Here is a 14,393-nt window from a genome sequence, read left to right on the forward strand (position 1 = left end):
CTTTAAAATACAAAACGCCCGATGAAGTACATCGAGCGTTTTAGTTAAAAAGTGTCAACCCATATCAGGACGGGTCATATTTCTTTCTGCGAGTATAAATTCGAGATTTGGCTTTACTTGGCTCTGGCTTGTTTTTCGCCAGCTTTAGTACCGCTTTTTGCAAAATCTGGTTGTTTGGGTAAGTGATCAAGTTTCCGTTGTCGTGCTTAATTAACACGTGAAACATGCTGATTTCTTGAATCTCACCGCAGATGTCTTCATCTTTGTCTACGACTTTAATTCGGTCACCCACTCGGTACGGGAAGACAAAAAAGATCAAAAAGCTGGCAGTGATGTTGCTCAGAATTGACCACTGCGCAATAAACGCCACACCTAATACGGCAAAAATGGACGATAGGAACAAAGACACATCGCCATAGCCAATACCTGTGATAATGGCAAAAATAGAGGCGGTCAAAAATAGCAGCGCGACATTGAAACAGCGCTGAATAAAACTCAAACGAGCCTTTTTTACACCTTTCGTTGTTGCCAAATTTAGGATGGCTCTATTTACAATCCTCTTCAGGATGCGATACGCGATCAGGACAAAAATGCCCATCAATAGTTTGTAACCGAGGGAGCCCGTAGTGAAATACTGGCTCACTTGCTCTAATTGGATCCAATCATTCATTTCTTCATCTCGACGATATCTAGAAAGCGGCTTTTATAGCTGATTTTTTGCTGTAAGTAATCACAATTTTTCTTTACACCATTTGTCTCTGTGTTGAGGTTCCACAGAGTACTGTATAAGTTAATCAAAGACTTAGTGAGCATTACGAACTCTTTGGCTTCATTACTTATATTCAATCAAAGCTGACGTGATTTTGAAGAGAGCAATCTTTGAGCTGTATCCCATATCCGACATTCTATGATGCTAGTTCCTCATAAACGAGCTGAATATGACTTTTGTCCTGATAACCTAAGGTGTATTAATTGAAATAGCTTTTAGGGCGTTGAAAAATGGAAGAAGATGAAAAGGCGATTATGATTTTATTCGTGATTGTTGGCCTTGTACTCGTTTGGGTCGCGCTTGAAGAACTTAATTATCTCGGGCTCCCAATAAAATAAGCCCCGTTAAACACAAGTTAAACGGGGCCTTTGTCTTTTATCAATGTGAATTCAGGCTAGCTAACCGCACGCACTTTGCCTTGTTTCAAATCGTTCAGCACTTGCGCTTTAGGGCCATCTGCAATGATGCTGCCTTTCTCCATCACAATTACGCGATCAACGATGTCGAGCATAGACGTTTTGTGCGTAATCAGAATCAGCGTTTCACTAGGTTTCAACTGTGCTAATTGATGTTTAATGTGCATCTCTGAGCGATTATCCATCGCACTGGTTGGCTCATCCATGAGTAGAACAGGAGGACGACCCAAAAATGCACGAGCGATCGTGACTGCTTGACGTTGACCACCCGAAAGCATTGCACCACCTTCACCAACTTGGCGTTCTAAGCCCGCTGGGTCAGATTGCGTAAACGCAGTAACACCGGCACGATTCGCTGCGTCTAGTACGTCACGGTCATCGGTTAATGGGCGACCTAGCGTAATGTTGTCGCGGATAGACCCAAAGAACAGATTGGAATCTTGCGGCACACAACCAATATTACGGCGAATGTCGACATGATGCAGCTGTGCGATGTCGGTATCATCAATGCGAACATGACCTTCCGTCGGCTGATACAAGCCCATGATTAGACGCTCTAACGTGGTTTTACCCGAACCGATACGGCCTATGATCGCTACTTTTTCGCCTGGGTTAATAGTCAAGCTCAAATCTCGAATCGACGCCACCGGTGAATCTGGGTAGTGGAAGGTCACGCGTTCAAGTTCAATTTTGCCTTGTACTATTGGGCGGTGAATGTAACGTTTACCTTCTTCTTGTTCATCCGGCATTTCCATGACTTGATTGATAATTGTCATAGAAGACTTCGCTTGGTTGTAGCGCGTAGAGAGTAAGGATAACTGAACCAAAGGACCAATCGCGCGGCCGCTAAGCATGGTTGCGGCAATCAAACCGCCCATGGTTAAGTCGCCTTCTGCAATTAAGTAAACGCCTAGGATGATCATCCCTACGTTACTACTTTGCTGCACAAAACCTGCCGCGTTTTGAATGCTATCCGTAATTCGGCGGCTTTTTATATTCCAGTTCGCCATGTGCGCAACTGCCTCTTCCCAGCGGTATTGGAATTGGCTTTGCGCACTGAGCATTTTTACGGTTTCTAACCCAGCCAAGCTCTCTATCAAATTGGCATATTTTTGCGATGCTAGGCGTGAACCCTCCTCAATGGAGCGGCGCAGCGGCCCTTGTATCAGTAGCGAGTGAATAATCAAAATGACCACGCCCACCATCGGTACATACACAAGATCGCCAGCCATTAGCCATATAATCACTAAGAATAAAATGGCAAAAGGCAAATCAATGAGAGCACTGACGGTCGCTGAAGTAAAAAACTCTCGAATAGATTCGAATTCTTGTAAATGGCGAGCGAAGGCACCGACCGAAGGCGGCTTCGATTCCATTCTAATCCCCATCACTTTGCTGAACAGTTTGGATGAAATCAGAATGTCAGACTTCTTGCCCGCCACATCAATGAAGTAATTTCTCAGCGACTTGAGAATGAAGTCGAACAGGAACACGACAAAGATGCCACTTGCTAGTACCCATAGGGTTTCAAACGCAAGATTCGGAACCACTTTGTCGTACACCAAGCGAGTGAATAGCGGAGCGGCAACCGCAAAGAGGTTGATGAGAAGTGATGCGATTAAAACATCGCGGTAGATGCGTTTTGACTGCCACAAGGTTGACCAGAACCAGTGGCCTTCGTTGGTTTTGAGCACTTCGGGAGAGCGCTCATCGAAACGGAATTGCTTTTTAACTAAAAAGTACCGACCAGTGTATTGCTCAAGTAGGTCTTCTAATGGAATAGAGATCGGCACCATTCCACTTTCTAGGGTGGTGACTTCGGCCTCGCGTTTCTCCATATTGATGCTGTTGAGAACGCAAGAGTCACCGCCTTTAAGAACTAAGATTGCCGGCAGAATTAGGCTGGAGATGCTCTCCAGCTCTGCGCGGTTTTCCTTGGCAACCAATCCGGCCCTTTCCGCTGCTCTTGGTAGCAAAAATGGGGTCAGTTTACCGTCAGATAGCGGTAGTCCGTTGACTAGCGCTTCTGGCGAGTTAGCTAACCCATAGTAACGGCTAACGTAGATGAGCGAATTCAGTAAAGGGTCTTTCATCGTTGATAAACCTTTTTATTCCTTGTCGACGATGAATCCTTGGAATACCTCAACAAAATGTTCAGTGAGGAAATCCAACTGGATTTGAGTTTCGATACGCGATGCGATAGTCGTAATACCAAGGTTGTGGGCAGTACGAGAGATCGACGTTAGCGTGAATTTCTGTTTTTCGTCGTGCAAGTTGTGTGTGAATAGGTAATCGAGCTTCACATAGTTCGGACGGAACTCTTGGATGTATTCCAAAGATTGGAAGTTACGTCCGTAGTTATCTACGCCGAACTCAGCACCTGATTGGCGAATGGCATTACATAACAGTGCTGTGTGGTGAGGCTGATCGATAAAGCATTCCTCTGGAATTTCAAAGTGTAGCTTAGAGGCCACTTTGGCATGTTTTTCCAGCATGCTAGTTGTCCAGCGAATAAACGATGGTTGAGACAAGCTGCTTTGCGCGATGTTAATCGCGACTGGGTCATTAAGTTCACCACTTTCTAGCATCTTAATCATTGATTCAATGACATACTGGTCAAAGATGTTGGTGGCGTCTAACTGTTCTAGTGCGAATAGGTATTGATTCGCACGATACGTTTCACCATCTTTTTCGATGCTTGAAAATACTTCGTTGTGGAATACTTTACCCCATGTGTTTTTCGCAGCTTGGAAACGGAATTTAACCCAATCACTATGAATGGCTTCTTCAACCAACGCTTTCCATTGCTGTTTACCCATCAAACTAGAAGGTGTATCACTGCCAATGAAGCCGTATGGCTTGTCTGGTTGCGCTTTGGCTTTCGATAGTGCGTTGTCCACCATCGAGAGGATTTCAGAACGCGTTTTCTGATCTTTGCTGTGTGCAACCCCTAGTGACGCTTTAGGTTTTGCTAAGCCTGTTGGGTCAGTATTTAGGCCGTTCACACAATTGACGATGCTGTCCGATAAAATGCGTAACTCGCTCTCATCCATATGAGGGAAAAGCAAGCCGAACTCATCACTAGACAAGCGAGCAATAGTGGCACCCGGTACATCAATGGTGTTTTTCAAACGTTGAGACAGTTCTTTAACGTGGGCATCTGCGCGTTGGTAATCTTTGGTCTCGTAAATGTCGCCAATGTATTCAGCATGGAGTAGCGCGATACCCCCTTGCGTTTGCTCTGCAAGCCATTGGTCGATTTGGTTGATGTAGAATGAGCGGTTACCCAATTTAGATATAGGATCGAGGTAAGCCTGAGCACGCAGACGTTGAGCCTCTTTGGCTTGCTCTTTGAATGATAGCTCGATTTGAGCAGACATCATATTAATGCCATCTACCACCGCGATAAGATCTTTGGTTCTTGGACGAGCAAGCGGTTCACCAAATTGGTTATTCGCGATTTCATGCATTTTATTCACGATGGCCGTTAACGGCTTTAGCGAGCGACGTAGGATGTATGAAATTGCCACTAAACCAGCCAGAAAAATGACACTGAATACAGACAGCAACCCAATAAAACCTTGCCAGAGCTGCTCGTAAGCTGCGCCTGGGTGGCTAATGATTTCTACTTCGGCGAGCTGCATCCAACCACTGGTCACAACACGCTTATCGTGAATCGCTTTAAATAGATTCATGTCGATAAACCATTGTGGCACCGTACTTGGTTTAACTGGGTAGGTACGCACGATCTGGTAGTCAGAATCTAATGCTGTAAGACGAACAACGGAGTAGGTGCTGCCGTCAAACAGAGCATTAATCACGGACTCAACCGCTACTTTATCTTTGTCCTTTAGGTAAGGAGCCAGTGCCAAACCTACGGTGTTAATAGTGTTGTTGACCTCTGAACGTTGCTGTTGCTCCAAGCTGTCTCGAGTCGTGTTGAATTGGATTACGAATACTGATGCCAACAAGAGTATAAAGACCGTAACCATCCCCACCACAAGCTTCTTATATAGGGTCATGTTTCTCACTCGTCATAGTTAATTTTAGGTTTATTTAACTGCAACTTACGTTCGCGCGAGCGTAAGTCATTCCAAAGGCTCAACCGTGATGCTTTCCCTGCCAGCTCTCCAGTGCTAGCAGATGACTTCATCAACCACAGGTTTGTACCATTAAAACTGTATATCGGTAGCAAGTCGCTACGCTTAGAGGCTCGGACAATGTCAGGATTGATATTATCGAGAATGAGCGGCTCAGAACTTGGGGTAGGGTAGTAAGCTAATACCATGTGAAACTGATTCAGTTCGATGGCTTTTACGTATATTAACCGCATCTTTGAATCTGGTATTCCTAGCTCGAGTAAAGAGAAGTACTTAGCAATAGTGAAATCTTCACAGTCTCCTGCGTTACTCCCTAAAAATTCGAGTGGCGTAGCCCAATAATCTGTCTTTCCCCACAGTTTTATGTCGTCAACGAAATACAGCTGATTAAAAAAGTCGTTAACGCCAGCGAGCTGTTCATGAGTCTCTAATTGTTTAAATAAGTCGAGGTTCTTTCGCCATGTATTTACGCGCAATCCCGCACGTTCGCCGTACACCGCTGTGACCGTATTGACCCATCGTTGTTCTTTACTGTTCAGCGCACCAAGTTGGAACGACAAACAACTTAAGCTGATTAATAATGTAACTTTACGCTGCAAATTGGATCGCATATTCGACTCGTATCACAAGTATACTCTTCTAGAGAGTTCGTCAGTGAGAAATAAGTGCTTTTTATTTAATTACTTATCGCTCAATACTCCCTATCGCGAGTATCTTAATGTGGTTTACTCCTTCAAGGCGTTCGTTTTGGCACTTAAAATCGGTTTAAGTAGATATTCCAAAACGGTTCGCTTCCCTGTGATGATATCGACCGATGCTGTCATTCCTGGAATGATTGGTAAATCTGCATCTTGACCAAAGTTTGTTTTTTCGGTGCGTACACGAACAATGTAGAAGCTGTTGCCTTCTTCATCTTGAGTGGTATCCGCGCTGATATGTTCCAACTCTCCCTCTAAACCGCCGTACTTTGTGAAGTCGTAAGCTGTAAATTTCACGATAGCATGAAGATCTGGGCGTAAAAATGCGATGTCTTTTGGCGCAATTTTCGCCTCTACCAATAGTGTGTCTTCTGTTGGTACGATCTCGACGATATCCATACCAGGTTGGATAACACCACCGACAGTATTGATGTTCAGTGTTTTGATTTTGCCTGTTACTGGCGAATTCACAACCGTTCGGTTTACTCTATCTTCCAAGCCCACCGCTGATTCAACCAAGGCAGATAACTGGTCTTGGGCGCTGTTGAGTTTCTCTTGCTGTTCAGAGCGGAATTTGAGTGCAACATCAATACGGTTGAGCATGGATTCTCGAATCGCTGATTGCAATACGGGAATCTTGAGCTCACTGGACGTCATTTCACGACGGGTATCGTTGACTTGGCGCTGTAATTTGAGCAGTTCAATACGAGGAACAACGCCCTCGTCTGCCAAAGGTTTGGTGATATCGAGTTCTTTTTTCGCGTATTGGTAGCTTTGACGCAAGTTCCTTACTCGTGCTTGGATCTCTACCAAGTCCTGCTGCTTTTGCTGCACTTGTTGGTCAATAACAGAAAGTTGGTTGCGTAAATTATCTAGATCTTCGCGATATTCTGCTTTTTGACGCTGTGTGAGTTGAGGTCGAGTCTCTTCCAAGGTTGGTGGGAAGGTCAGTTTACCGTAATCAAGTAGTACACTTTGACGCCAGTTTTCCGTTTCAAAATCACGATTAACGGCAACACTGTTAATAGAAGCGGATAGTTGCAGCACAGATGCGGTAAGGTTGGCAACTTGTTGCTCACGTTCACGAAAATCCGAGCGAAAGCGGGTGTCGTCGATAAGCAGTAACTGTTGGCCTTTTTCAACCAACTGACCTTCTTTGACCAAGATTTCTTTGACTAAGCCACCTTCTAAGTTTTGGACTACTTGTATCTGTGAGGAGGGAATCACTTTGCCTTGACCAACCGTGACTTTGTCGATTTCAGCCCAAGATGCCCAACCTATTGCTGCAATGAAAAATAGCACCATAACCCAGAGCATAAAACGCGCGCTGTTGGGGGTATTGAGGAGCAATGCTGCAGTTTTGTCATCAACAAAATCCAACTCTTCATCGTTGAGTTTGTTGTAGTTATCTCGGCTCATCACAGTCCCTGCTTATATAATTACGGATTATCTTTATGATCTTATTATTATTAACCGATCATGTCAGCATGCTCGGCTAACAAAATATGAGAAGAGGGTTATTCTCTCTTCAAATGAGCTTTCTTACACTTTCTAAATCAAACAAAAGCATAATTAGCGCCGGAGTATAGCTATTACGCCTTGAACTTGGCTTTATCCAACTGATGTTTTTTTAGTTTGTCGTACAAGGTTTTGCGTGATACCTGTAATTCTAGTTGAACCTCTTTGAGTCTGCCGCGATGTCTTTGCAATGCATCGAATAACAAGCAATATTCAAAGTATTCTGTGCGCTGAGTCATACTCTGAATTTCAAGACTTTTCTCACTGTTCCAATCTTCCATTCTAAAAGTATCTGGCTTGAGGGCACGAAGTTCAGCAAATTGGCGTAGCTGCTTAACGTTTTCTGGCCATTCGAGACTGGTGAGGTGTTTGACCTCTTCTAGGCTGATATGTGGCGGCTGTAACTGATATCGGCTCGCGGTGTGGCGCACAAAGTGCTTGTATAAAGGCCCTATATCTTCCTTTCTCTCATCGAGCGTCGGTAAGTGAATTAGAGTCGCCAGGGATTTTAGAGGCGGCTCGGCTTGGGTGGTCGCGCCAAAAACACGTTCAAGTTTTGGGTGCTTGAATAAGTATTCCCATTGCTCAAATGATACATGCTCTGCGCTATGTAAGTACAAACTGCAGTGGCGTTTTCCTTCACTTAAGCGGTGTATGGCTTTGTCGAGCGCTTCTAATGAAAGCTCATAGAGGTCTTCACCAGAAGCGGCGATTAGCTCACTATCCGGTGTTGCATGTATGTCGTGGGCAAATTGTGCAGCGAGTCGCCGACCCGTACCATCTTGACCTACAAAAATGAGCGGCTGGCTTGTGGGCGCACTGATCAAGGCGCGACGAATACTAACCATGGCCTTACTGTGACCAATCATTTTCGGACCAACATGAGTTTGCATGTCGAGCTCTTTCTTAAGCCAGATGTTTTCTTGCAACAAGTTCAGTTTATCGCTGGCATTGTTGAGCGATTTCATGAGCTGTTCCGTTGAAAACGGTTTTTCTAGAAAGTCGTACGCGCCGCTTTTCATCGCATCTACCGCGGTTTTCACATCTCCATGTCCAGTAAGTACGATGAATTGAAAGTGATCGTTTTTGCTTCGCAAAGTTCGCATAAACTCCAAGCCATCCATCACGGGCATATGGATATCGGTAATGATAATCGCAGGCATATTTGAGTCGATTACGCGTAAGGCTTCTACTGCGTTTGGTAAGCAGGTGACGTCTATCCCTTCAATCAGCAGGGCTTGAGACACGGCATCACGAATGTGTGGTTCGTCATCAACAAAGAAAACTGGGTTATTCATGGTCGTTTTCCACTTCTGGGGTACGTTTATTCTGATTGACTATTGGTAGCGTCACGATAAAGGTCATCCCTCCTGCTTGTTGTTCTGTGCTCTGATGTTTATAGGCACAGAGGGAGCCGTGATAGCTCTCTAAAATGCGTTTGGAGATGGTCAAACCTAATCCTAAGCCCTCTGGCTTAGTCGTAAAAAATGGATCAAAGATTTTTGCTAGGGCTTCGTCCGACATGCCAGGCCCGTTATCGGAAACAAGAATGTCGCAACTGTCATCATGACACTGAACAGCAATGGATATTTGCGGATCGATACAGTGGTTTTCCATCGCTTGTGCCGCGTTGTGGAAGAGGTTTATCAGCACTTGTTCTAATTCAACGCTGTGAATGGCCAGCTTCACATCATAGTCGATGGCCGGAACTTTTAGTGTTACTCCTTGCTTAATAAGCTTGTTGCTCAAAATGCTGGTGGCAGTATGTACCGCGTCGTGCAGTACTGAGATTTCATTGTGTGAATCGTGCGTGGCTTTCCGAGTAAAGACTTTTAAGCGGGCAATGACTTCCGAAATGGTGTCATTAAGTGTCAGCATTTTGCCCAAATTGTCGGCGACCATTGGGTATTTTTCCATTGCCAACAAACGCTGCGAGTTTTCGGTATAGGTTCTTAGTGCGGAAAGTGGCTGATTTATCTCATGATTAATACTGGCAGACAGCTCGCCCAACAGTGCCAATTTCGCGGCTTGCGTCAGCTCTTGTTGTGTTTGTTTAAGCTCTTGTTGGCTTTGTTCATATTGGCGGATGGTCTGTTGTAGCTTTTGGTTGGCTTCACTCAGAACTAGTGTCCGTTGCACTACTTTTTCTTCTAGGCTCACATTGAGATGGGCAAGGCGTGCTTTGTTAACTAGGGTTTGGAACCACGCTAACGCAATTAGAGCAATGAGCGCATATAAGATCAGGAAGACGATATCGGCCTGTAAAACGGCGGCAAGAACGCTGTTGTGGTTAATTAAGGCAACGACGCGAAACCCTTTATCCAATAAGTGTGTTGCGTATGCGAGGTAATTCGGTGATAGAAGCAATTGATTGTCATCAAACTCCGTGACACCACTGTGTGCCGTTAACTCACCAAAATATTCGGGTAAGGTATCGCCATATTGACGCGTTTCGGTAAGTTCATTTATTGCACTCGATGACAGTGGGAAAAGTGCACGATAGCGCCAGTCTGGTAAATTGCTCATAAACACGACATTGTGTTTATCTGTAATGAGTACGTCAGTCGTGGTTTGCGAAAGGCGCTGTTCTAATTGCTCCAAATTCACTTTTACTGTGATCACGCCAACGACTTCCTCATTTACCCACAGCGGAGATGAGAAGAAGTACCCACGTTTATTCGAGCGTACGCCTAATCCAACGTATTGAGCGGGCTCACCGCGTCGCGCATTTTTAAAATAGGGGCGATAGCTAAAGCTAGAGCCAACAAACGTATCTTCTTGCTGAAAGTTACTTGAGGCTATGACTAACCCGGTACGGTCATGAACGTAAATCGTATCGGCCAAACTTTGCTTCAACCAATCTGATAACAGTAGGTTGAGCTCTTGAGAGGGCGTTCCGCGCTCGACTGCTTTGAGTAGTCTTGGGTCGTGACTTAATAGGTTTGGTATCTGTTCAAACTTTGCCAGTTCGTAGTCCACTTCTTGTGACACTTGCGCGGCTTGTCTCTCTAGCTTTTGTTGCCATTGATCATGTTGGTATTGAGTTGCGTAATGATGAGTAAGCGCAAGCCCTGAAATGCCGACGGCACACAGTAGCAGTAAAAAATGACGTAGGGCTTTGGGGTTGAGTAAGTTCACGATCGGCTCACTGGTTTTTTGTGTCATGGTATCAAATGACGCACTGTGATGCTGTGAGCGGCAACGATAACAAGCACAATGATGTCCTTGTATTTCCTCAGTATCGGGAGCACAATCGACAAAAACGAGTGAAGGAGTAAAGATGGAACTTGCTGATATTCGTCGTGAGTACACCAAAGGTGGGCTGCGTCGTAAAGATTTGAAAGCTGATCCTATTGATCAATTTAATCTGTGGCTAGAGCAAGCAGTTGAAGCGGGTTTAACGGACCCGACTGCGATGACAGTTGCAACGGTTGATGAAAATGGCATGCCGTTTCAACGCATTGTTCTATTGAAAAACGTCGACAAAGATGGTTTTGTGTTTTACACCAACCTAGGCAGTCGCAAGGCCCAGCAGCTAGAGCATAACAGCAATATTAGTTTGCACTTCCCTTGGCACCCGTTAGAGCGCCAAGTTCATATTACTGGTGTGGCTGAAAAGCTTACCGCCGTAGAGAATATGAAATACTTTACTTCTCGTCCTAAAGAGAGCCAGTTGGCCGCAATCGCGAGCAAACAAAGTAGCCGTATTTCTGCCAGAGGTGTGTTGGAAGGTAAGTTTTTAGAGCTAAAACAGAAGTTTGCTAAGGGTGAAATACCAGTACCAACCTTTTGGGGTGGCTTTCGCGTAAAACCAAAGAGCATCGAATTTTGGCAAGGTGGCGAACATCGCCTTCACGATCGTTTTCTTTTCTCCCAGCATGATGGAAGTTGGGACATTGATCGTCTAGCGCCATAGGCTTATGGTCCCTCATGAATAAACAAACACCGCCGAATTGGGGCGGTGTTTTTGTAGGTAGAAGCGATGCGAATTATCGCTCTCCATTCAACACAACCGATAATTGATGCTTAAGCAGCGTTTTGGGTACAACAGAGCCGTAGCCTGCTTCCATTGCTTTATCTATTAGCTCGTTCTTGCTGTTCGCTGCAAACTTATTACGTAAGCGTGCGACGTGACCTTCAACGGTTTTTGTTGATATGCCCATGACCTGAGAGATAAATTGAGGCTTTTTGCCATAGAGCAAGAGGAAAAGCGTTTCTTGCTCGCGGCATGTGAGCTTCTCTGGTTTTGGTTGTAAGTCAGAAAAACGAAAGATGGATTGTTGATTTGGGTTGGTACTGATTGCACGACAAACCCAATACCCGACTTCAATCACGGCGGTGTCGGTGAGTTCCCTTCCGTAGAAAATGGTGCCTACGATGTCGCCTTTGTCATCTCGCCACGGTGTTTTAGTAAATATATGTGCTCGCCAGCGGCCATCTGGATAAGGGTGGATATCCAGAATTTTTAGTGACTCGCCAGTTTCGAGAACGTGTTTATCTTGGCGTTGAAATTCTTGCGCGCATTCAGTGGTTGGGCTGGCCATATCAAAATCAGTTTTACCCAAGCACTCCTCGGGCGACGTGTGCCCTAACAGTTCTGCGTATTCCTGGTTTACGTATAGGAATACCGAATCTTTATCTTTGCATCCCCAACAACCTGGTAGCTGTTTAAGGAGGGATTGTTCTATGGTATCGACTGAAATATTCACAAAAGGACTCACTACATACTGCTTTTACCAATACAGAGACGTCCGTGTTACATGGCTCGTATTGATGTTGCCAAGTAGGCAGTTACGTTGCTAGAACACGTTCGTTGATTGGCGCTCAATCCAATTAAATTCGTGGTGTTCGATGTTTTCGTCAGGTAGTCATAGACAACGACGAAATGGAACGAAGAGTTTAATTGGGAAAATGGTCTGTTTCATTACAGATATGTGCGCTCACGGATGTCCGCCAATGTTCGGCTTACAACTCGTATCGTCCTTGATCATGCTTCCTACAACTCAGTTGTAATGTGGTTGACGTTCATATCACTTGTGAGCGAAAGAGCAGCACCTAAGCATATGAGAGGGACAGTGAGACAAACGCTATGATATCAGCTTATGCCATTGTTTTCATTGTTGAGAAGCGAAAAAAAAAGCCAGCCTGAAGACGGGCTGGCAACACAAGATATAATCTTGTCGACGTGTAGAAGAGGTTCTAAATTACCTAGCGAGGGTCTGCTAAGTAAGTTAGAGGTATCAATGAGATACCGAGAGCTTTAGATCGTATGCATCTTAAAGCTCGATAACTAATGTATTGAATCAGAAGCATATTAGTAAGGGGGGAAATCCCTCTATGTTGAGTTTAAGAGTGGGTTTCGATCCGTTTCAGGGACGAGTTATCTAATATGGAGCACGGTGTTTTACAAAATAACAGATTGTTCGGTAATAAGGATCTTTACATTGATTGATTATGTATACGTAAGGTGTTGCCTATCTATCCGTTTTTGTTAATAAAATTGGTTGCTCACTGACCGTAAATTAACCTCGCATGATCATCGTTCCGGAACTATGATCATGTAAATGAACTTGAGCATGCTGATTTGATCTTGTCGATTGAGTTGGGTAAAAGTTGCAACCCAACAAAGAAGGTATATGATGCGAAGACGTAAGCTGACCGTGTAAAGACGACTGTTTAAAATGAGTGATTCAGATAACCAAAAAATCCTTTCATATCAAGAGATTATGCTGCCAAAGCCGGCGGAGCTGATCACACTTCCGTCTTATATGGATTGCCACGATCATTCTTATACACAGATCGTGATTGGTTTAAAAGGGCAAGCCGAATTTGAAGTGCGCGGGCGAGGTAATCTTGTCGGCCCTGGTCAAGGTTGTGTGGTTACCGCATGCTCTGATCATGCTTTCGGTGGCGTCATCAATCAATCGGATATTTTGGTGCTGAATATGCCCAAACCGACAAATGATGATCCCGAAATGCTTCAAAAAATCAATAACCTGGAGAGAGACCATGTCTACTTCCAGTTAGATAGTCAAATTCAGAAGCTGATACAGATGTTGGTTCAGGAAATGCGAAACCATCCGGATGACCTGCTGTTAAGTCGTGCGTGTAACGACACTGTGATTGCGTTAATGCAGCGCCATATCTCGGCATTTGAGACCAGTCGAAAAGAGTCGCGCTTTGATTTGGAGGCGATTGATCGTTACATTGAGCAGCACCTGAGTCATAAGATTAGTGTGGCTCAATTGGCCGGGCGAGTGTTTCTTGGGGAAAGTCAGTTCCATTGCTTGTTTAAAGAGCAGATGGGGATTACACCTCATCAATATGTTCTCGGAAAGCGAATCGACATGGCTCGTGAATTAATCGAGCAAGGGCACCTTTCTTTAGGGCAAATTGCCGAGTTTACTGGCTTCTCAAGCCAGAGTACTTTTACTCATACTTTTACTCGCTTACAGGGAATATCACCTTCCCGTTATAAAAAACAAGTTGGATAACAACGCGTTTTTTTAGGTCAAATAATCATCAATCAGAATGAAGCCATGCACTATGCATGGTTTTTTTATGTTTTATTCACGTGACCTATCTCTCGTTTTTTTAAATTCTCTGTTCTTTGCAGTGGTTGATATGCCACTTGATCCTACATTTTCTCTTAGAACGAGCTCTTCACAAAAATCTTATTGATATTCTTGATATTTTGTTGTGAATGCAATGAAAAAATTAAAATTTACAACACAAAATATTACCTATTTGAATGTGACTATGTGGATGTTTTGTTATAAAAGCGAGTTTTTGGCAAAAATGTCGTAGTTTTTGACAAGTATTCTTATCGGCCTCAAAATACACTGCCAGCCATTGATAATCCTCGAAGCGGTTTTCGAGGAGTGAGATTGAG

General features: G+C 44.4%; 10 protein-coding genes. 2 read left to right on the forward strand and 8 right to left on the reverse strand.

The genetic code is table 11. The features are described 5' to 3' along the window. Nucleotides 1–64 precede the first annotated feature (64 nt). The 7 genes from R8269_RS06750 to R8269_RS06780 all read right to left on the reverse strand — a co-directional run bounded on the left by R8269_RS06750 (nt 65) and on the right by R8269_RS06780 (nt 10,666). Nucleotides 65–670: a mechanosensitive ion channel family protein gene (locus R8269_RS06750; RefSeq protein ID WP_318222489.1), complete on the reverse strand. Its 606-nt coding sequence runs from the start codon at nt 668–670 to the stop codon at nt 65–67. Between the two features lie 493 nt (nt 671–1,163). Next, nucleotides 1,164–3,278, reverse strand: coding sequence for a type I secretion system permease/ATPase (locus R8269_RS06755; RefSeq protein WP_005374556.1), 2,115 nt, complete (start codon nt 3,276–3,278; stop codon nt 1,164–1,166). Nucleotides 3,279–3,293: 15 nt separating this feature from the next. Beyond that, nucleotides 3,294–5,207, reverse strand: coding sequence for an EAL domain-containing protein (locus tag R8269_RS06760; protein ID WP_005383568.1), 1,914 nt, complete (start codon nt 5,205–5,207; stop codon nt 3,294–3,296). 5 nt (nt 5,208–5,212) lie between these two features. After that, a complete protein-coding gene (locus R8269_RS06765) occupies nt 5,213–5,896 on the reverse strand; it encodes a transglutaminase-like cysteine peptidase (RefSeq protein ID WP_005374561.1) in 684 nt (227 codons plus the stop codon). A 114-nt stretch (nt 5,897–6,010) separates the two neighbouring features. Then, a complete protein-coding gene (locus R8269_RS06770; protein WP_005374562.1) occupies nt 6,011–7,402 on the reverse strand; it encodes an HlyD family type I secretion periplasmic adaptor subunit in 1,392 nt (463 codons plus the stop codon). Nucleotides 7,403–7,575: 173 nt separating this feature from the next. Beyond that, entirely contained in the window at nt 7,576–8,799 is a 1,224-nt protein-coding gene (locus tag R8269_RS06775; protein ID WP_053308003.1) for a sigma-54-dependent transcriptional regulator, read from the reverse strand. After that, nucleotides 8,792–10,666 (reverse strand): sensor histidine kinase, encoded by a 1,875-nt coding sequence (locus tag R8269_RS06780; protein ID WP_053308002.1) that lies wholly within the window; start codon nt 10,664–10,666, stop codon nt 8,792–8,794. The genes R8269_RS06775 and R8269_RS06780 overlap by 8 nt, the downstream gene beginning before the upstream one ends. A gap of 115 nt (nt 10,667–10,781) precedes the next feature. Here R8269_RS06780 and pdxH point away from each other — a divergent pair, with 115 nt between their 5' ends. Then, complete coding sequence (gene pdxH, locus R8269_RS06785; protein ID WP_005374570.1) at nt 10,782–11,417, forward strand: pyridoxamine 5'-phosphate oxidase; 636 nt, start codon at nt 10,782–10,784, stop codon at nt 11,415–11,417. A gap of 73 nt (nt 11,418–11,490) precedes the next feature. Here the strand turns inward: pdxH and R8269_RS06790 are convergent, their stop codons facing one another. Then, on the reverse strand, nt 11,491–12,210 hold the full coding sequence (locus R8269_RS06790; RefSeq protein WP_017820063.1) for a PAS domain-containing protein: 720 nt from the start codon (nt 12,208–12,210) through the stop codon (nt 11,491–11,493). Nucleotides 12,211–13,182: 972 nt separating this feature from the next. On the opposite strand from R8269_RS06790, the gene R8269_RS06795 reads away from it, so the two are divergent. Then, on the forward strand, nt 13,183–13,995 hold the full coding sequence (locus R8269_RS06795; RefSeq protein WP_025768702.1) for an AraC family transcriptional regulator: 813 nt from the start codon (nt 13,183–13,185) through the stop codon (nt 13,993–13,995). The last annotated feature ends 398 nt before the right edge of the window (nt 13,996–14,393 follow it).

The organism is Vibrio sp. Vb0667 (genome assembly GCF_033391095.1).

What these genes read in the sequence shown, in the direction of transcription:
- R8269_RS06750 (WP_318222489.1), bottom strand. Translation starts at nt 670, where the DNA reads ATGAATGATTGGATCCAATTAGAGCAAGTGAGCCAGTATTTCACTACG.
- R8269_RS06755 (WP_005374556.1), bottom strand. Translation starts at nt 3,278, where the DNA reads ATGAAAGACCCTTTACTGAATTCGCTCATCTACGTTAGCCGTTACTAT.
- R8269_RS06760 (WP_005383568.1), bottom strand. Translation starts at nt 5,207, where the DNA reads ATGACCCTATATAAGAAGCTTGTGGTGGGGATGGTTACGGTCTTTATA.
- R8269_RS06765 (WP_005374561.1), bottom strand. Translation starts at nt 5,896, where the DNA reads ATGCGATCCAATTTGCAGCGTAAAGTTACATTATTAATCAGCTTAAGT.
- R8269_RS06770 (WP_005374562.1), bottom strand. Translation starts at nt 7,402, where the DNA reads ATGAGCCGAGATAACTACAACAAACTCAACGATGAAGAGTTGGATTTT.
- R8269_RS06775 (WP_053308003.1), bottom strand. Translation starts at nt 8,799, where the DNA reads ATGAATAACCCAGTTTTCTTTGTTGATGACGAACCACACATTCGTGAT.
- R8269_RS06780 (WP_053308002.1), bottom strand. Translation starts at nt 10,666, where the DNA reads ATGACACAAAAAACCAGTGAGCCGATCGTGAACTTACTCAACCCCAAA.
- pdxH (WP_005374570.1), top strand. Translation starts at nt 10,782, where the DNA reads ATGGAACTTGCTGATATTCGTCGTGAGTACACCAAAGGTGGGCTGCGT.
- R8269_RS06795 (WP_025768702.1), top strand. Translation starts at nt 13,183, where the DNA reads ATGAGTGATTCAGATAACCAAAAAATCCTTTCATATCAAGAGATTATG.